The sequence below is a fragment of the Williamsia sp. R60 genome, from assembly GCF_054063855.1.
In genome coordinates, this window is sequence record NZ_JBSSGR010000004.1 from 342,613 (window position 1) to 361,386 (window position 18,774).

At 65.9% G+C, this 18,774-nt stretch carries 19 protein-coding genes and 1 pseudogene; all 20 read left to right on the plus strand.

What is annotated here, in order from left to right; genetic code table 11:
- The first annotated feature begins 99 nt into the window (after positions 1-99).
- Positions 100-2,172 carry a threonine--tRNA ligase gene (thrS, locus tag ACVWY6_RS20555; RefSeq protein ID WP_457540602.1) on the plus strand — a complete coding sequence of 691 codons (2,073 nt, stop codon included), beginning with the start codon at positions 100-102 and terminating at the stop codon, positions 2,170-2,172.
- Positions 2,169-2,762, plus strand: a complete 594-nt coding sequence (locus tag ACVWY6_RS20560; protein WP_023959555.1) for an HIT family protein — start codon at positions 2,169-2,171, stop codon at positions 2,760-2,762. The genes thrS and ACVWY6_RS20560 overlap by 4 nt, the downstream gene beginning before the upstream one ends.
- Positions 2,763-2,784: 22 nt before the next feature.
- Positions 2,785-3,456 (plus strand): phosphatidylinositol phosphate synthase, encoded by a 672-nt coding sequence (pgsA, locus tag ACVWY6_RS20565; protein WP_457540605.1) that lies wholly within the window; start codon positions 2,785-2,787, stop codon positions 3,454-3,456.
- Complete coding sequence (locus tag ACVWY6_RS20570) at positions 3,453-4,406, plus strand: phosphatidylinositol mannoside acyltransferase (RefSeq protein WP_457540607.1); 954 nt, start codon at positions 3,453-3,455, stop codon at positions 4,404-4,406. Before pgsA ends, ACVWY6_RS20570 begins: the two co-directional genes overlap by 4 nt.
- The gene (locus ACVWY6_RS20575; RefSeq protein WP_062797952.1) at positions 4,403-5,527 is read left to right on the plus strand and encodes a glycosyltransferase family 4 protein; all 1,125 of its coding nucleotides are present in this window, start codon (positions 4,403-4,405) and stop codon (positions 5,525-5,527) included. The genes ACVWY6_RS20570 and ACVWY6_RS20575 overlap by 4 nt, the downstream gene beginning before the upstream one ends.
- Before the next feature lie 19 nt (positions 5,528-5,546).
- Positions 5,547-6,035: pseudogene (locus ACVWY6_RS20580) on the plus strand (exopolyphosphatase); the annotation flags it as partial.
- A 121-nt stretch (positions 6,036-6,156) separates the two neighbouring features.
- Positions 6,157-7,083, plus strand: a complete 927-nt coding sequence (gene pdxS, locus ACVWY6_RS20585; protein ID WP_030163259.1) for a pyridoxal 5'-phosphate synthase lyase subunit PdxS — start codon at positions 6,157-6,159, stop codon at positions 7,081-7,083.
- Positions 7,084-7,115: 32 nt separating this feature from the next.
- The gene (locus ACVWY6_RS20590) at positions 7,116-8,135 is read left to right on the plus strand and encodes an RDD family protein (RefSeq protein ID WP_457540609.1); all 1,020 of its coding nucleotides are present in this window, start codon (positions 7,116-7,118) and stop codon (positions 8,133-8,135) included.
- A complete protein-coding gene (locus tag ACVWY6_RS20595; RefSeq protein ID WP_457540610.1) occupies positions 8,132-9,085 on the plus strand; it encodes a PP2C family protein-serine/threonine phosphatase in 954 nt (317 codons plus the stop codon). The genes ACVWY6_RS20590 and ACVWY6_RS20595 overlap by 4 nt, the downstream gene beginning before the upstream one ends.
- A gap of 7 nt (positions 9,086-9,092) precedes the next feature.
- Positions 9,093-9,863, plus strand: coding sequence for an FHA domain-containing protein (locus ACVWY6_RS20600; protein ID WP_243404314.1), 771 nt, complete (start codon positions 9,093-9,095; stop codon positions 9,861-9,863).
- A gap of 213 nt (positions 9,864-10,076) precedes the next feature.
- A complete protein-coding gene (locus ACVWY6_RS20605) occupies positions 10,077-10,556 on the plus strand; it encodes a response regulator transcription factor (protein ID WP_023959537.1) in 480 nt (159 codons plus the stop codon).
- Between the two features lie 75 nt (positions 10,557-10,631).
- Positions 10,632-11,483 carry an acyl-CoA thioesterase II gene (gene tesB, locus ACVWY6_RS20610; protein WP_023959535.1) on the plus strand — a complete coding sequence of 284 codons (852 nt, stop codon included), beginning with the start codon at positions 10,632-10,634 and terminating at the stop codon, positions 11,481-11,483.
- Entirely contained in the window at positions 11,480-12,097 is a 618-nt protein-coding gene (pdxT, locus tag ACVWY6_RS20615; RefSeq protein WP_457540613.1) for a pyridoxal 5'-phosphate synthase glutaminase subunit PdxT, read from the plus strand. The genes tesB and pdxT overlap by 4 nt, the downstream gene beginning before the upstream one ends.
- Positions 12,098-12,185: 88 nt before the next feature.
- The gene (locus ACVWY6_RS20620; protein ID WP_023959531.1) at positions 12,186-12,941 is read left to right on the plus strand and encodes a YebC/PmpR family DNA-binding transcriptional regulator; all 756 of its coding nucleotides are present in this window, start codon (positions 12,186-12,188) and stop codon (positions 12,939-12,941) included.
- A 109-nt stretch (positions 12,942-13,050) separates the two neighbouring features.
- Positions 13,051-13,620 (plus strand): crossover junction endodeoxyribonuclease RuvC, encoded by a 570-nt coding sequence (gene ruvC, locus ACVWY6_RS20625; RefSeq protein WP_457540616.1) that lies wholly within the window; start codon positions 13,051-13,053, stop codon positions 13,618-13,620.
- A complete protein-coding gene (ruvA, locus tag ACVWY6_RS20630; RefSeq protein WP_030163232.1) occupies positions 13,617-14,213 on the plus strand; it encodes a Holliday junction branch migration protein RuvA in 597 nt (198 codons plus the stop codon). Before ruvC ends, ruvA begins: the two co-directional genes overlap by 4 nt.
- Positions 14,210-15,367: a Holliday junction branch migration DNA helicase RuvB gene (gene ruvB / locus ACVWY6_RS20635; RefSeq protein ID WP_457540618.1), complete on the plus strand. Its 1,158-nt coding sequence runs from the start codon at positions 14,210-14,212 to the stop codon at positions 15,365-15,367. The genes ruvA and ruvB overlap by 4 nt, the downstream gene beginning before the upstream one ends.
- 121 nt (positions 15,368-15,488) lie before the next feature.
- Entirely contained in the window at positions 15,489-15,902 is a 414-nt protein-coding gene (gene yajC / locus ACVWY6_RS20640) for a preprotein translocase subunit YajC (RefSeq protein ID WP_023959525.1), read from the plus strand.
- A gap of 165 nt (positions 15,903-16,067) precedes the next feature.
- The gene (gene secD / locus ACVWY6_RS20645; protein ID WP_211339056.1) at positions 16,068-17,591 is read left to right on the plus strand and encodes a protein translocase subunit SecD; all 1,524 of its coding nucleotides are present in this window, start codon (positions 16,068-16,070) and stop codon (positions 17,589-17,591) included.
- Positions 17,584-18,771: a protein translocase subunit SecF gene (gene secF / locus ACVWY6_RS20650; protein WP_116915425.1), complete on the plus strand. Its 1,188-nt coding sequence runs from the start codon at positions 17,584-17,586 to the stop codon at positions 18,769-18,771. Before secD ends, secF begins: the two co-directional genes overlap by 8 nt.
- Positions 18,772-18,774 lie beyond the last annotated feature (3 nt).

The following is an 18,774-nucleotide window of genomic DNA, read 5'->3' on the forward strand; positions in this document are numbered from 1 at the left end:
CGGTAGGGGGTAGTGGGTCCGCCGGGCACTACGATCATGGACTGATACGCCAGCTCGGCCGTGCCGGTCGAGTGGTCTGCCTCGACAAGGAGTTTCCTGGTGCCCGAGAACGCCGCCGCCCCGCCCCCAGCCACGATCACGGTGGCGGCCGGGACCACTGCGGGGGCGGCTCTGCGCGACAGCGGTCATCCCAACAAGGGGCCCGAGGCGATCGTCGTGGTCCGCGACGCGGAAGGGACGCTTCGCGACCTGTCGTGGTCGCCCACGAGCGATGCGGTGGTCGAGCCCGTTGCGGCCAACACCGACGACGGACGCAGCGTCATCAGGCACTCGGCTGCACATGTGCTGGCGCAGGCGGTTCAGGATCTGGACCCCAAGGCCAAACTGGGGATCGGACCGCCGATCGAGAACGGTTTCTACTACGACTTCGATGTCGAGGACCCGTTCACGCCTGACGATCTGACCGCGCTCGAGAAGAAGATGAAGCAGATCATCAAGTCCGGTCAGCGCTTCTCCAGGCGCGTGTACGAGTCGGTCGACGCGGCGAAGGCCGAACTGGCCGGGGAACCGTACAAGCTCGAATTGGTCGACGACAAGGGTTCGGCCGACGACCCCGAGGTGATGGAGGTCGGGGGTGGCGAACTCACCGCCTACGACAACCTCAATCCTCGTACCGGCGAACGGATCTGGGGCGATCTCTGCCGGGGTCCGCACGTGCCCACCACCAAGTACATCACCGCGTTCAAGCTGACCCGCAGTTCGGCGGCATACTGGCGCGGCGACCAGGACAACGCGGACCTGCAGCGCATCTACGGCACGGCCTGGGAATCGGCCGAGGCGATGGACGCCTACCTCGAGTTGCTGGCCGAGGCCGAACGCCGCGACCACCGAAAGCTCGGTGCCGAACTCGATCTGTTCAGCTTCCCCGACGCGCTGGGCTCGGGTCTGCCGGTGTTCCATCCCAAGGGCGGCATCATCCGCAAGGAACTCGAGGACTACTCGCGCCAGCGGCACATCGCCGAGGGCTACGAGTTCGTGAACACCCCGCACATCACCAAGAGCAACCTGTACGAGATCTCCGGTCACCTCGATTGGTACCGCGATGGCATGTTCCCGGCCATGCACCTCGACGCCGAACTCGACGACGACGGCGAGGTGCGCAAGCCCGGCCAGGACTACTACCTCAAGCCGATGAACTGCCCGATGCACAACCTGATCTTCAACGCACGGGGCCGCTCCTACCGGGAGTTGCCACTGCGGCTCTTCGAGTTCGGGTCGGTGTACCGGTACGAGAAGTCGGGAGTCATCCACGGCCTCACCAGGGTTCGCGGAATGACTCAGGACGACGCGCACATCTACTGCACTCGCGAACAGATGCGGGCCGAGCTCACCACCACCCTGAACTTCGTACTCGGACTGCTCAAGGACTACGGCCTCGACGATTTCTACCTCGAACTGTCGACCAGGGATCCGAAGAAGTCCGTGGGTTCGGACGAGGTCTGGGAAGAGGCGACGGCCACCCTTGCCGAGGTCGGCGAGGCATCCGGTCTGCGGTTGGTGCCCGATCCCGGTGGGGCCGCGTTCTATGGACCGAAGATCTCGGTACAGGTCAAGGATGCGCTGGGCCGAAACTGGCAGATGTCGACCATTCAGCTCGACTTCAATCTGCCGGAGCGATTCGAGATGGAGTACACCGGTGCCGACGGGTCCAAGCACCGGCCGGTGATGATCCACCGAGCGTTATTCGGATCCATCGAGCGGTTCTTCGGTGTGCTCACCGAGCACTACGCCGGCGCCTTCCCGGCGTGGCTGTCCCCGGTGCAGGTTGTGGGCATCCCGGTCGCGGACGCGTTCGTTCCCCATCTCGACGGTGTCGTGACACAGCTGAGGTCGCTCGGCGTCCGTGCCGAGGTCGACGGTTCGGACGACCGGATGCAGAAGAAGATCCGCAATCACACAACCGGCAAGGTCCCGTTCATGTTGCTGGCCGGCGAACGTGACGTGGAGGCCGGCGCCGTCAGTTTCCGTTTCCGTGACGGCACACAGGTCAACGGGGTTCCGGTCGCAGACGCGGTCACCCTGATCTCCGACTGGGTCGCCCAGCGTCGCAACGAATCCCCGACCGCCGAACTGGTCGCGACGCCTGCCGACGCTGCCGGGGAGGCCCGGTGACCCACACCGACAACCCCGGCGTCATCCGCGACCAGGGGCCGGGCGACCCGGACCGGCTTCAGCGGCTGTGGAGCCCGCACCGGATGTCGTACATCACGGCTGCCCCGCGATCGGGTGTGGACCCGGACGGGGACGACACCACGTCCGCGAAGTCCGTCCACCCATTCCTCGACATCCCACGGATGTCGGACGAGGCCGGGCTGATGGTCGCCCGAGGTGAATCGGTGTACGCGGTGCTCAACCTCTATCCGTACAACCCCGGGCACACGATGATCGTGCCGTACCGGCAGGTCGCCGACCTCGAAGACCTCACAGAGGTCGAGAGCCGTGAACTGATGGTGTTCACGCAGAAGATGATTCGCGCGATCAAAGCGGTCTCCAATCCGGACGCGTTCAACGTCGGGCTCAATCTCGGTGCCGCAGCCGGTGGTTCGCTGGCCGAACACCTGCACCAGCATGTGGTTCCGCGGTGGGGTGGAGACGCCAACTTCATCACGGTGGTCGGGGAGACGAAGGTGATGCCGCAGTTGCTGCGCGACACCAGGACTCTGCTCGCCGACGCCTGGCGACAACTCGAGGACGGAACATGACCAAGCAGAGCGTGAACGATCCATGCTGAGCGTCCTGGGTCGCGCCTCGGTGTCCAAGGTCACCCTGCCCCTGGGGCGGGCCCTGATCAAGACGGGCCTGACGCCCGACGCGATGACCGTCATCGGAACGGTGGCGACCATCGCGGCAGCGGTGACGCTGTACCCGATGGGTTACCTGTTCGTCGGCACCCTGGTGATCTGGCTTTTCGTGATGTTCGACATGCTCGACGGCGCGATGGCGCGGGCACGCGGCGGCGGCACCAAGTTCGGTGCGGTGCTCGATTCGACGTGTGATCGGCTCGCCGACGGCGCGATCTTCGCCGGCCTCGGCTGGTGGTGCCTGGTGGAGAAGCCGCACCAGTGGCTGTTCGTCGCGACCATGATCTGCCTGGTCACCTCGCAGGTCATCTCGTACGCGAAGGCACGTGCCGAGGCCAGCGGACTCAACGGTGACGGCGGCCTCATCGAACGCCCGGACCGCCTCGTCATCGTCCTCGTCGGCGCCGGCCTCACCGGTATCGGACTGCCGTGGGCCATCCACATCGCGATGTGGCTTCTCGCCGTCGGCAGCATCATCACGGTGTTTCAGCGAATGTGGTCGGTCTACAAGTCGCCCGGAGCCACCGATCTGCAGCCGATCGCCGCTCCCTCCGCCGGTGGGGCGACCCAGGGCGAGGACGGACCGGAGTCGTGACGACGGCCGGCGAGCGTATTGCCGACCTGGGGTACGCGGCGGGGTGGTCGCTTGTGCGGCGCCTGCCCGAGGGTGTCGCGCGCACGGTGTTCGACAGTGTGGGAGGCTACGTCGGCGGCCGGGGTGGCGGGCCGGTCCAGCTGCGCAAGAACCTCGCCAGGGTGGTCCGCTGTACACCCGCAGAGGTACCCGACGACCTCATGCGAGATGCCATGCGGTCCTACGCCCGCTATTGGCGCGAGGCATTTCGGCTGCCCGCCATGGATTTTCAGGTGGCCGCGTCGCGGGTCGACCTCCCCCCACCGGATCGACAACTGCTGGACACAGCCCTCGCGAAGGGCAAGGGCGTGGTGTTCGCGTTGCCCCACAGCGGCAACTGGGACATGGCCGGGGTCTGGCTCGTCCAGAACATCGGGGACTTCTCCACCGTGGCGGAGCGACTGAAACCGGATTCGCTCTTCGAACGTTTTGTCCGATACCGCGAGACCCTCGGATTCGAGATCTTCCCGCTCAGCGGTGGCGAACAACCCCCCTACGGACAGCTGGCCAAGCGGCTGCGCAGCGGCGGGGTGGTGTGTCTCCTCGGCGAACGGGACCTGGCCAGACACGGTGTCCCCGTTCAGTTCTTCGGCGAGCCGACGCGGATGCCCGCGGGCCCGGCGAAACTCGCCATCGACACCGGCGCCGCCCTCGTCGGGGTTCACCATTGGTACACCGGCCCGGATACCTCGCAGATATCGCTCACCGGGCCGATCGACACGTCCGGGGGAGTGGAGGCGGCAACCCAGGCGCTGGCAACGGTGTTCGAGACGAACATCGCCGCCCACCCGCAGGACTGGCACATGCTGCAACCGCTCTGGGAGGCCGATTGGTCCGACGAGCGCCGTGAGCGCATCAAGGGGGCCGACACCTCTCGGAGCAACGAGGATGTCGAGGGCGCCGCGGGATGAAGATCGGCATGATCTGCCCGTACTCGTTCGACATCCCGGGCGGTGTGCAGGCCCACGTCATGGAACTGGCGCAGGTCTTCATCGATCGGGGACACACGGTGAGCGTTCTCGCGCCCGCCGGACACGACAAGAAACTGCCCGGTTATGTGGTGTCGGTGGGCGAGGCCCTCGCCATCCCGTACAACGGATCGGTTGCCCGGATCGCCTTCGGGCCCAAGGCCTATCACAAACTGCGATCCTGGCTTCGGGAGGAGAAGTTCGACGTCCTCCATGTGCACGAGCCGAACTCGCCGAGTGTCTCCATGTTGTCGTTGATGGTCGCGCAGGGCCCGATCGTCACCACTTTTCATACATCCACGACGAAGTCGTTGATACTAAGCATCTTTCAGGGGATACTTCGTCCCTACCACGAGCGCATCGCCGGTAAGATCGCCGTCTCCGAACTCGCCCGACGTTGGCAGATGGAATCTCTGGGTTCGGACGCGGTCGAGATCCCGAACGGGGTGCACACGGACATGTTCGCCGGAGCCCAACCGCTCGACGGGTATCCGCACCCCGGCAGAACCGTCCTGTTCCTCGGTCGTTTCGACGAACCACGCAAGGGTGTTGACGTGCTGATCAAGGCACTGCCCGCTGTGGTGGCGCGCTTCCCGGACGTGCGTGTCCTGATCGTCGGCGGGGGTCACCAGCGAACGTTGCGGGGCAAGGCCGGCGACCTGGCCGACCACCTCGTGTTCCTCGGCCAGGTCGATGACGACGTCAAAGCCCGCGCCCTCCGTTCCGCGGACGTGTACTGCGCTCCCAACCTCGGCGGCGAGAGTTTCGGCATCGTGCTCGTGGAAGCCATGGCCGCCGGTACCGCCGTGGTGGCGAGCAAGCTGGACGCGTTCCGGCGGGTGCTCGACGACGGACAGGCCGGTGTGCTGGTAGAGGTAGGGGACGCCGACCAACTCGCCCAGGGGATCATCTCCGTTCTCGGTGATGACGACGGCCGGGCCGCGATGGTCCGCCGTGCACGCGATCGCGCCGCCCGCTACGACTGGTCCGAGGTCGCCGACCAGATCCTGCGTGTGTACGACACCGTCGTCGTCGGGGCCGGCAAGGTCGTCGTCTCCGATTGACCCCTTCTGAGAGGACTTCATGACCATCTCCGCCCTGACCGTCCTGATCCTGGGCGTCATCACGGTGCTGGTGTTGCTCGGTCTGGGCTGGGCCTACAAAACCGCCAACCGGCTCGACCGACTCCACGTGCGGGTGGACCTGTGCTGGCAGGCGCTCGACGCCGCGCTTGCCCGCCGGGCCGTGGTGGCCCGATCCATCGGGGCCGGCCTCGGTCCAGAAGGCCGGGAACTGATCATCGCCGCCGACCGCGCGGAGGGTTCGGCGCGGCCGGATCGTGAATCCGCCGAGAACGTCGTGTCGGCGGCGCTGGCCCAGATCGACCTCTCGTCGCTGCGATCGCAGCTGGTCACCGAGCTTGCCGACGCCGAGACCCGCGTGATGATCGCCCGCCGGTTCCACAACGATGCCGTTCGCGACACCCTGGCCCTTCGCAATCGGCGACCGGTGCGATGGCTGCACCTGGGTGGCACCGCACCGACCCCGCTGTACTTCGAGATCGTCGAGCGAGCGCCCGTCTGACCTGCCCGCCCGACGTCGAAAAGGGGCGTGTGATGCCGCCGGACCACGCGGCGCCGAGAAAGCCTAGACTGGAAGCTCAGCAATCGACTAGACCACAGGAGCTATAGACGTGAGCAGTGCCCCAGATCCAGGTTCATCGGTGCCAGCGGAAAGTGCCGGCACCGGTACCGCGCGGGTCAAGCGTGGCATGGCCGAGATGCTCAAGGGCGGCGTGATCATGGACGTCGTGACAGCCGAGCAGGCCAAGATCGCCGAGGACGCGGGCGCTGTCGCAGTCATGGCCCTCGAGCGGGTACCGGCCGACATCCGTGCACAGGGCGGGGTCTCGCGGATGAGCGACCCCGACATGATCGACGGGATCATCTCGGCAGTGTCCATCCCGGTGATGGCCAAGGCTCGCATCGGACATTTTGTCGAAGCCCAGATCCTCCAGAGCCTGGGTGTCGACTACATCGACGAGTCAGAGGTGCTGACCCCGGCCGACTACGCCAACCACATCGACAAGTGGCAGTTCACCGTGCCGTTCGTGTGCGGCGCAACCAACCTGGGCGAGGCGCTCCGCAGGCTCACCGAGGGCGCCGGGATGATCCGGTCCAAGGGTGAGGCGGGCACGGGCGACGTCTCGAACGCCACCACACACATGCGCAAGATCCGCGACGAGATCCGGCGGCTGACCTCACTGCCCAAGGACGAACTGTTCGTCGCCGCCAAGGAGCTGCAGGCGCCGTACGACCTGGTCGTCGAAGTTGCCGAGCTGGGCAAATTGCCCGTCACGCTATTCACCGCCGGCGGCATCGCCACCCCCGCGGACGCGGCGATGATGATGCAGTTGGGCGCCGAGGGCGTCTTCGTGGGATCGGGAATCTTCAAGTCCGGCAATCCCGCAGAGCGTGCTGCCGCGATCGTGCAGGCGACTACGTTCTACGACGATCCCGACGTGCTCGCGAAGGTGTCGCGTGGACTGGGTGAGGCGATGGTCGGTATCAATGTCGACGACATCCCACAACCCCATCGACTTGCCGAGCGCGGCTGGTGAATTGACGTGGACGCGGGGGCGGGGAATCGGAGATGACCAGCGCGTCCGCTGATTTCGAAGCGATTCCGCTCGGCTGCGGCCGCTGCGGAACCCAGATCCCGTCCGCGTCCGCCCGCTGTCCCGAATGTGGACAGCAGATGTTCGTCACCAGAGGTGGCGCAGTACCGAGGTCGCCGCGTGAGGCTCTGGTTGCGGGTCGAATCCCCGCCTCGAACGGTTCACGGGTGGCCGCTTATCTCGTTGATGTCGCCATCCTGCTGGCTGCGGTTGCAGCTCTGCTCGCCGCCGGTCTGATCTTCGGCCTCGACGCGGCCTTGGTTGTGTGCGTGGCGGTGCCGGTTGCGAGCTGGATCTCGTCGGCACTCGCGCGGGCCAACGGCATCCGTACCCCGGGCCAGGTGTTGGCGAGAACCACGATCACCACAGGCCGGGCGGGCCGTCCGATCGGTTTCTGGCGGCATCTGACCCGCACCGCCGTACTTCATTTGAGCAACGTCCTGTTGTTCGCCGGAGCGATGTCGGTATTGATCGACAGGGGCCGTCCCCGTCGCGGTTGTCACGAGAAGCTCTCCGGCACAACGACTGCGAGCAGTGTGGGTTCGGCAGGGTACGAGGTGATCACGGCGCCCAGCGCACACGTGGCCGAGCCCGGCGAGGAAGCGGCAGATTCGGTCACCGAGCGCATCGATCCCAGCACAGGCGCCCGCACCCTGCCGTTACGCCGGGCCGGCGCCGGTTTGCGGCTTCGACTCGACGACGGCAGCTACACCGGTCTGTCCGGTGCCGGATACCTCGGTGTGCCGGCCGTCGAGTGGTCGCACGGTCGCGCACAGATCGTGGTCACCCCAATCGAGGCGCCAACTTCGGACGACACGCAGGTCCAGTTCAGCGTGGCGGACGGGAAATTGTGGATGATCAGTACGGGCCCAGACGTCCGATCGGTTCTGGACACCGGCGAGTCGGTGACCGCGATGCGACCCGGACATCCGTACGAGGTGGGTCCGGGCACCGTGGTGCATCTCGGACAGTGCAGTTTCGAGGTTGCGAGATGAGCCAGGATGCGGAGCTCGACCGTGAATCGGAGACGGAGCCGAAGGCGGAGCTCGACCGTGAATCGGAGACGGAGCCGAAGGCGGAGCTCGACCGTGAAACAGACGCGGTACTCGATCCTGGGCGTGAGCGCGGAGGGCACATGACGATGGAAGCGACCGGGACCGTCCGGGACGAGACACGCAGCGGGGTAGGCGAGTTCGGTCAGGTCGAGGTGAACTGGGCTGTGGTCAGCGACGTCGGCCTGCTGCGTGAGACCAATGAGGACGCGGCTCTGGTCGGCCCTGGGATGATCTTGGTGGCCGACGGCATGGGCGGTCATGATTGCGGTGAGCTCGCCAGCGAGGCGGCGTTGTCGGCGTTGTCGGACACAACGGTGACAGGGGTGAACCGCACACGCGATTCGGTGGTGGACCTGTTGGGGGAGGCGCGCCGCCAGATCGAGAACATCGACTCCGACTCGGGCCGCCGTGCCGGCACCACCGTCACCGGGGCGATGCTCGTCGACAGCGACGGGCGACCCCATTGGCTTGTGCTGAACATCGGGGATTCGCGGACGTACCGTTTTGCCCACTCGAAGCTCGAGCAGGTGACCGTCGACCACTCTCAGGTGCAGGAGCTTGTGGATGCGGGATTCCTGACCGCAGCACAGGCCCGTGTCGACCCACGCCGCAACGTGATCACCCGGGCACTCGGTGCCGGGATGGAGCAGGAGGCCGATTTCTTCACGTTTCCGGTGGAGCAAGATGACCGGATCCTGGTGTGCTCCGATGGTCTCACCGGTGAGTTGGCTGACGATGCGATCGCCGCGATCCTGGCCGGCTTCGACGATCCGACAGCGGCTGCGCAGGCGCTGGTCTCGGCCGCTCTGGAGGCCGGTGGCCGTGACAATGTCACCGTGGCGATCGCCGACGTGAAGGCGGTTCCGGACGTCTCCGACCCCGCGTCGTGATCCGGCGATGACGATCACCGATCCGGCGGGCGAACCCGGTCAGCCTGAAGGCGTCAAACGCCCGATCGCCGAGACGTTCGTGGAGTTCTGCGGCGAGCGGGTGGCGGTCAGTCCGGACGAGCCGTTCCACATCGGCCGCGACGCCGATCTCGATATCGACGACAACCCTTATCTGCATCGCAGATTCCTCATGCTGCACCACGAAGACGGGTTGTGGTGGCTGTCCAATGTGGGGTCGCATCTGTCCGCAGGGGTCGTGGCGGGTGACGCCGGATTCCAGGCGACGCTGGCTCCCGGCGCTCGGGTGCCTCTGGTGTTCGGCGTGACCGCTGTGGTGTTCTCGGCGGGCCCCACGACGTATGAGCTCGAAATCCATTCAGGCGCAATGCCGTTGAATCTTGCGCCGGTAGAGGAGCCGGCACGAAGCGGCGAAACCACCATCGGGGTGGTGTCCCTGACGGAGAGTCAGAAGCTACTGATAGTTGTCTTGGCCGAAGAGGTGTTGCGGCGCAACGGAACCGGTGCGAGTTCGATCCCGTCGTCGGCGCAGGCCGCAGCCAGGCTCGGCTGGTCGTTGACGAAGTTCAACCGCAAACTCGACAACGTGTGTGACAAGTTCGACCAGATCGGGGTGTCCGGTGTCCGCGGCGGCTCGGGGCGGCTCGCCAGCAATCGGCGGGTCAAGCTGGTCGAATATGCGGTGGCCGCCCGATTGGTGACACGCGAGGATCTGGTGCTCATCGATGCCGAGGCGCGCCGCAACGGCGTGATCGGCTGATCGAGAGCTGGGCCGCTGCCTGGCGGCCGGTGGGCGGATCCGCGGTGGCCTCTGTGGTGAGTTGATGGTCAGTCCCCCGCGAAACCCCTTCTGAGCTGGGCTCATGTGGTGGGTAGTTCTACCCATCGACATGTCCGGTGTGCCGGTTTTAGTGTTTAGACACTTCGATAGAGGGCAGGAGAAAACCGGCCCCCCAGACCAGGAGAATCACCGATGACCGTACTGCACAACACCTTTGGCGCTCCCAGTCGCACGCGGGTCGGTTACCGGCCGACGACCCCGGTCCGGATGACCAGGGAGGAAGCGCTGGCTCGGCTCAAGCAGCGGACGATGCCTCTGCCCGGTCGCGCGGCGCCGCATTCGCAGCCCGGGGTCATCTGTGCGACTCCTGCGGTTCCCATGTCGGGTCACGGTCGCAGCGGGCGGCCAGAGGGGGCTGCCGACACCGGCACAACCACCGCTTACCGCGCGCCCAAACTGTCGCAACGCGAGATCGAGGTACTGCGTGCGTGGCTGAACCTCGATTCCAAGTCGGCGGTGGCCCAATCGCTGTTCATCTCACTGGGCACCGTCAACACCCATCTCGCCCGGATCCGGGTCAAGTACAACGAGGTCGGTCGGCCTGCCCCGACCAAAGCCGCACTCGTGGCCCGCGCGATCCAGGACGGGATCGTGTCGATCGACGACCTCTGACCGCCGGCGGGGGAGCCGTGATGGGCCTGCGCCCTCGGTGAGCCATAATCGTCGTCGGAAAGGTGGTGCCACCTCATGGCGACGATCGAAGAGATTCTGCAGCTCGAAACGATAGAAAAAGACATCTATCGTGGGCACGCCCACCCGAGCCACCTGCAGCGCACCTTCGGTGGGCAGGTCGCCGGGCAGGCCCTGGTGTCGGCGACGAAGACGGTCGACGCTCGTTTTGTGGTCCATTCGTTGCACGGTTACTTCCTGCGCGGCGGGAACCCCGAAGAGCCGACCGTGTACCTGGTCGACCGCATCCGCGACGGCCGTTCGTTCTGCACCCGGCGGGTGACAGCGGTGCAGGACGGTATGGCGATCTTCACGATGTCCGCGTCATTTCACGTTCAGGACCAGGGATTCGAGCATCAGGACAAGATGCCGTCGGTGCCCGATCCGGAGGATCTGGTCGACGTTCTCACCGCCCAGGACCGCAAGGCGATGTCACCTTTTCGCGAGTGGGAGAACTTCGACGTCCGGATCGTCCCGGGCGACCAGCTCGTCCGCAGCCGCGATCTGGCCGCCCAGCAACGTGTCTGGTTCCGGTACCGCCATCAGCTCCCCGATGAGCCCGTGTTCCACATCTGCACACTCGCCTACATGAGCGACATGACGTTGCTGGGTTCGGCGAAGGTAGCCCACCCCGACGAGGACGCCCAGGCCGCCTCGCTTGATCACGCGATGTGGTTTCTCCGGCCGTTCCGCGCCGACGAGTGGCTCTTGTACGACCAGACGTCGCCGTCGGCGGGGGGTGGCCGGGCCCTCACCCAGGGCCGGATCTATGACCGCAACGGGGTCATGGTGGCGGCGGTGACCCAGGAGGGTCTCGCGCGGACCGGACGAAAGTTGCCCGCGGACCAGCACGCGAAGAGGGAGAGTTGAGCACGCCGGTGCGGATCGGCATCCTCGCGCTGCAAGGCGATGTCCGCGAACACCACGCCGCCCTCACCGAGATCGGCGTCGAGCCCGTGTCGATCCGCCGGGCCTCCGAACTCGACTCCATCGACGGGATCATCATCCCGGGTGGTGAATCCACGACGATGAGCCGGCTGCTCGTGGTGCTGGGCCTGCTCGAACCGCTCCGCGAGGCCCTCGCCGATGGACTGCCCGCCTACGGATCGTGTGCGGGGATGATCATGCTCGCGCGCGACATCCTGGACACACGACCGGACGCGCAGCATCTCGACGCCCTCGACATCACGGTGCGGCGCAACGCATTCGGTCGCCAGGTCGCGTCGTTCGAGACCGACCTCGACATCGACGGAATCGATGGCGGACCGATGCGCGCTGTCTTCATCAGGGCTCCCTGGGTCGAGTCTTCCGGGGAATCGGTCCAGATTCTGGGCACGGTTCCCGATGGCCCGGCCGCGGGCCGTGTCGTCGCTGTCCGGCAGGGCGATGTGCTCGCGACGTCCTTTCATCCAGAGGTCACCGGGGACCGGCGGGTCCACGAGTACTTCGTCGAGATGGTCAGGGCGGCGCAAGGAAAGCGGTGAGGCTCGTCGCCGCACCGCCGGTGGCGAGTAGGATCGGTCCGCAGTTCTCGACGCCACACACCCGAGCAGTACGAAAGGGGCTTGCTGAATGAGCGGCCACTCAAAATGGGCCACCACCAAGCACAAGAAGGCGGTGGTCGATGCCAAGCGCGGCAAGATGTTTGCCAAGCTGGTCAAGAATATCGAGGTCGCCGCGCGCACGGGTGGCGGAGATCCGAGTGGTAACCCCACGTTGTACGACGCCATTCAGAAGGCCAAGAAGTCATCGGTACCCAACGACAACATCGAACGCGCCCGCAAACGTGGCGGCGGCGAAGAAGCCGGCGGCGCCGATTGGCAGAACATCACCTACGAGGGATACGGCCCCAACGGCGTCGCGATCCTGATCGAGTGCCTCACCGACAACCGGAACCGCGCCGCCACCGAGGTGCGCACCGCCATGACCCGCAACGGCGGCAACATGGCCGATCCCGGCTCGGTCTCGTACCTGTTCGCGCGCAAGGGTGTCGTCACCCTGGAGAAGAACGGCCAGAGCGAGGACGACATCCTGATGGCGGTCCTCGAAGCGGGCGCAGAAGAGGTGACCGACCTGGGCGACACCTTCGAGATCGTGAGTGAACCCACAGATCTGGTCGCGGTCCGGACGGCGCTGCAGGATGCGGGCATCGACTACGAATCCGCCGAGGCCAGCTTCCGTGCGTCGGTGGAGGTACCGGTCGACGCCGATGGCGCCCGCAAGGTGTTCAAGCTGATCGACGCACTCGAGGATTCCGACGACGTGCAAGAGGTCTACTCCAACGTCGACATCAGCGACGAGGTGCTCGCCGAGCTCGAATCGGAGTGACATCACCGGTGCCGCGTGTTGATGCCTGAGACCGTCGTGACCGCCGGTTACGATATCGAACAACTGTTCGTGCCGAGCAGATTCGAGTCGTAGCCGAAAGCGGGTTTGCATGCGGGTGATGGGTGTTGACCCCGGGCTGACCAGGTGCGGTATCGCGCTCATCCAGTCGGGCACGGGCCGCTCGGTGACCGCGCTCGATGTCGACGTCATCCGTACCCCACCCGACATGGCACTGGAGAACCGCTTGCTCGCCATTCACACCGCTGCCGAGCACTGGCTCGACACCCACCGGCCCGATGTCGTGGCGATCGAGCGTGTGTTCGCCCAGCACCAGGTCAGCACCGCGATGGGCACCGCCCAGGCCGGTGGCGTGATCGCCCTGGCCGCGGCTCAGCGCGGGGTACCCGTTCGATTTCACACACCGAGCGAGGTGAAGGCCGCGGTGACGGGAAGCGGACGGGCCGACAAGGCCCAGGTGACGGCGATGGTCACCCGCATCCTCGGCATGCAGCAGGCACCGCGGCCCGCCGATGCCGCGGACGCACTTGCCCTTGCGATCTGCCACTGCTGGCGTGGGCCGATCCAGGAACGGATGGAGCAGGCCCAAGCGGTCGCTCTGGCGCAGCAGAAGGCGTATCGCGATCGGGTCGCCCTGGCCAAGAAGGCGGTAGGACGGTGATCGCGTCGGTACGTGGACCCGTGGTCGACGTGGCGCTCGATCACGTCGTCATCGACTGCGCAGGCGTCGGGTATCAGGTTCTCGTCACCCCCAGCACGGCCGGTTCGGTCCGGCGTGGCTCGGAGGCAACGCTGCTCACCACCATGATCGTGCGCGAGGACTCGATGACCCTGTACGGGTTCACCGAGCCCGACGCCCGTTCGCTGTTCACGCTTCTGCAGACCGTCACCGGCGTCGGACCACGTCTGGCGATGGCCACACTGGCCGTGCTCGAGCCCGACGCCCTGCGTGAGGCTCTGGCCGGCGGCGACACCAAGGCATTGATCACCGTCCCCGGCATCGGCAAGCGTGTCGCCGAACGACTGGTGGTCGAACTGCGGGACAAAGTCGACCGACCGCACACGACGGGGGGCGACGCGTCGAGCCTGCCGAGTTCGTCGGTGCGCGACCAGGTCGCCGAAGCGCTTGTCGGCCTTGGCTTTGCGGCTCCCGTCGCCGAGAAGACGGTGATCGCAGTGCTGGCGGATCAGCCGAACGCCGACTCCGCGACAGTCCTGCGTGCCTCGCTTGCGTCGTTGGGCAAGACCCGATGACCCCCGACGACATCGACGACTTCGACGGTATCGGCGAGTCGGGTTACCCGATCGCCGAGCCGGAACCGGTCAACCGAACCGTCAACGCCGGCCGGATCACGGCAGACGGCGACCTCGACAACAGCCTTCGCCCGAAGTCGCTCGGCGACTTCATCGGTCAGCCGAGGGTGTGCGAACAGCTGGAGCTGGTGCTGCAGGCGGCGCGCGGCCGTGGTGGCACCCCCGACCACATTCTGCTGTCGGGTCCACCGGGGCTGGGCAAGACCTCGTTGGCGATGATCATCGCGGGGGAGATGGGTGCCGCGTTGCGGGTCACGTCCGGCCCCGCGCTCGAGCGGGCCGGGGACCTCGCCGCGATGTTGTCGAACCTGGTCGAGGGAGATGTCCTCTTCATCGACGAGATCCACCGCATCGCCCGGCCCGCCGAGGAGATGCTGTACCTCGCAATGGAGGATTTCCGCGTTGACGTGGTGGTGGGCAAGGGGCCGGGTGCCACGTCCATCCCGCTGGATGTCGCACCGTTCACCTTGGTCGGCGCCACCACGCGTTCGGGCGCTCTGACGGGCCCACTGCGGGACAGATTCGGTTTCACCGCACACATGGAGTTCTACGAGGAAAGTGAACTCGAGCGTGTCCTGAGCCGGTCGGCAGGCATCCTGGGGATCACGATGGAGCCGGACGCCGGCGCCGAGATCGCGTCTCGTTCCCGCGGTACCCCCCGGATCGCCAACCGTCTCCTGCGGCGGGTGCGCGACTACGCGGAAGTAAGGGCGGACGGCGTCGTCGACCTCGCGGTGGCGCGGGCTGCCCTGACCGTCTACGACGTCGACGAACTCGGATTCGATCGGCTCGACCGGGCTGTTCTCGGTGCACTGGTCCGTGGCTTCGGCGGCGGACCGGTAGGAGTGTCCACCTTGGCCGTCGCGGTCGGGGAGGAGCCGGCCACGGTGGAAGAGGTGTGCGAACCATTTCTCGTGCGTGCCGGGATGATCGCCCGCACCCCGCGGGGGAGGGTCGCGACCGCCGCTGCGTGGCACCACCTCGGTCTCACGCCGCCTGCCGGCGCCCTGAACGGTTCGTTCGGGGTGCGCGTGCGCGAGGACGGGTCCGCCATGATGTCGCTGTTCGGTGACGACGACCCGGCCGCGGTCTGACATTTCTCAGCCGGAGCTCAGCGGCGAATTCGGGTCCGGCACGCCCGGGATGGCACACTGGGTGTGATGGCGAGCGCTGCTCGTGTGCACGAATGACAAATCAAGGACTGAACACACCACCATGGAATTGATATTTCCTATCCTGCTGGTCTTCTTGGTCGGCTTCATGATCCTGTCCGTTCGTCGCCAGAAGAAGGCGATGTCCGCGGCTCAGGAGATGCAAGACTCGCTCCAGATCGGCGCACGTATCCAGACCACCTCGGGCGTCTACGGCACTGTTGCCGGGCTGGCCGACGGAACCGTTGACCTCGAGATCGCCGATGGCGTTGTCACTCGCTGGAACCGGTTGGCCATCCGTGAGGTCGTCCATGCCGACGACCTCGCCGACAGCTACCCCGGCGTCGGGCTGATCGACAACACCGATTCCGACGACGACGACTTCGGCTTCGCCGACCACGGCAACGCGGACAGTTACGCCGATCACGACGACTCGATCACTCTCGAGAAGTCTCGCGGAGACCAAGACAAGTCATAGAGCTCTCCCGGCCAAGGGGGCGTCACACGGGCGTGCGCGACATCGTCGATGTCGGAGCACGTACCGTGACGGACGCCCCCGCGGTCTGTACGGGGTTCGTAGGACAACTGAGGAGACGTAGGCAGCGTGGCATCGTCGTCAAACCGTGAAGTACCTCCGTCACGGATGTTGATCGTCTTTTTCCTGTTGATGATCGTGGTGTACGGGCTGGTGTTCTTCACCGGCAGCAGAGAAGCGACCCCGAAACTCGGTATCGACCTCCAGGGCGGGACGCGGGTCACCCTCACCGCACGTACCCCTGATGGCAGCGCACCGAGCCGGGACCAGCTCGACAAGGCCAAACAGATCATCGAGCAGCGGGTCAACGGCCTCGGCGTCTCCGGGTCCGAGGTGATCATCGACGGTGACAACCTGGTGATCACGGTTCCCGGTGACGACGGCAAACAGGCCCGCACCCTCGGACAGACCGCATTGCTCTACGTGCGCCCGGTCGCCGATGTACAGGCGGCCACCCCCCAGCCCAACGCTCCGCCCGCTCCCGAGGGACAGACGTCCGAACAGGCGATCGCAGAGGCCAAGGCACTGCGGCAGGCGCCCAAGGACGCGAACACGGATGCCCTCAGAGCGCAGATGGCAAAGATGAACTGCGATCCCTCTGCGCCGGATCCATTGCAGGGCAACGACGATCCCGAGCAGTTCCTGGTGACCTGCTCCGAGGACGGCACCCAGGTGTATCTGCTCGAACCGCAGATCATCAAGGGCAGCGACATCGACAAGGCCGAGGCCGGGACCACCCAGGGTGCAGGCGCATGGATCGTGCGGTTGGACTACAAGGGTGGCGCCCGCGACTTCTGGTCGAGCTACACCGCCCAGAACATCGGCAAGGCAACAGCATTCACCCTGGACTCCAAGGTGGTCAGCGCCCCGCAGATCAACGGCGCCATCAACGGCACCACCGAGGTGAGTGGCGACTTCACCCAGACCGAGGCCAAGGATCTTGCCAACGTCCTCAAGTACGGGTCTCTGCCCCTGTCGTTCAAGGCATCTGACGCCCAGACGGTGTCCGCGACCCTCGGCTGGTCGTCGCTCAAGGCCGGTCTGATCGCAGGCCTGATCGGTCTGATCGCGGTCTTCATCTACGCCTTGGCGTACTACCGGATGCTCGGGATCCTGACGGTTCTGTCGCTGACCCTGTCGGGGATCATGGTCTACGGGATCATGGTCCTGCTCGGCAGGTACATCAACTTCACCCTCGATCTCGCCGGCATCGCCGGTCTGATCATCGGTATCGGCATGACCGCGGACTCCTTTGTCGTCTACTTCGAGCGCATCAAGGACGAGATGCGTGAAGGCCGGAGCTTCCGCTCGGCTGTTCCACGCGGCTGGGCGCGAGCCAAGCGCACCATTTGGTCGGGCAACGCGGTCAGCCTGATCTCGGCCGGTGTGCTGTACTTCCTCGCCGTCGGTGACGTGAAGGGATTCGCGTTCACCTTGGGATTGACGACCATTCTGGACGTCGCGGTGGTCTTCCTCGTGACCTATCCCTTGGTGGTCTACGCATCCCGGTCGAACTTCCTGTCCAAGCCGAGCGTGAACGGTCTCGGCGGGGTCACCCAGGTGGCGAAGGAGCGGCGCCAGGCGGCAGCCGAGCGTCCCACCACGACTTCGGGAGGAGTGCGCAATGGCTGACACCGACCGCCGGGCACCCACCAGCGACGCCGACTTCACCGCCGCGACCAACCGGTCGCTGCTGTCCCGCCTCTACACGGGTACCGGCGCCTTCGAGATCGTCGGCCGCAGGCGCATGTGGTTCATGATCACCACCGCGCTTGTGCTCATCTCGCTCGCGAGTATCGGGATCCGCGGATTCACCCTCGGGATCGAGTTCGAGGGCGGAACCCAGATCTCGTTCCCCAAGACCGGTGAGGTGTCGACCAGCGAGGTCGAGTCGACCTACGCCGATGCCATGGGCGAGGATCCGCAGTCGGTCCAGACCGCGGGGTCGGGGGCCAGCCAGACCGTGCAGATCCGGACCGAGACCCTCGACGCCCAGCAGCTGATCAAGGTCACCGATGCGTTGTCGGACGAGTTCGGGCTCGCGCCCAACGATGTGAGCTCGTCGGACGTCAGCTCCACCTGGGGCGGTGAGATCACCGAGAAGGCGCTGATCGCGCTGGCGGTGTTCTTGGTGCTGGTGACGATCTACATCGCCATCCGTTTCGACAAGGAGATGGCGGTGGCGGCGATCGCTGCGCTGTTCTTCGACATCGCCACCACGGCGGGCATCTACTCCCTTGTCGGCTTCGAGGTGACACCGGCGACGGTGATCGGTTTCCTGGCGATCCTGGGCTTCTCTCTCTACGACACCGTGGTGGTCTTCGACAAGGTGGAAGAGAACGTCCGTGGGGTGCTGCACACCAGCCGGCGCACGTATGCCGAACAGGCCAATCTCGCGGTGAACCAGACCCTGATGCGATCGATCAACACCACTGTCATCTCGGTACTCCCGGTGCTGTCCCTGATGGTCATCGCGGTGTGGGTGTTGGGAGTGGGCACCCTCAAGGACCTCGGTCTGGTCCAGATGGTCGGTGTCGTCACCGGCACGTTCTCGTCGATCTTCTTGGCGACCCCGCTGCTCGCCACCCTGAAGGAACGGCGTAAGGACATCGGCTCGCACACCCGGAAGGTGCTGGCCCGTCGGAGCGAGCGTGAGGGTCGATCGGTACCGGCGACCGATGACGTCGCACCCGCAGTCGGTGGCACCACCACGTTGACCAAAACCGCCCCCGCGCCGGTTCGAGCGCAGCGGTCGGGAAGCGCCCCACATGCAGGGGCGCGTCCGTCGGGTAAGCGGCGCCGCAAACGCTAACCT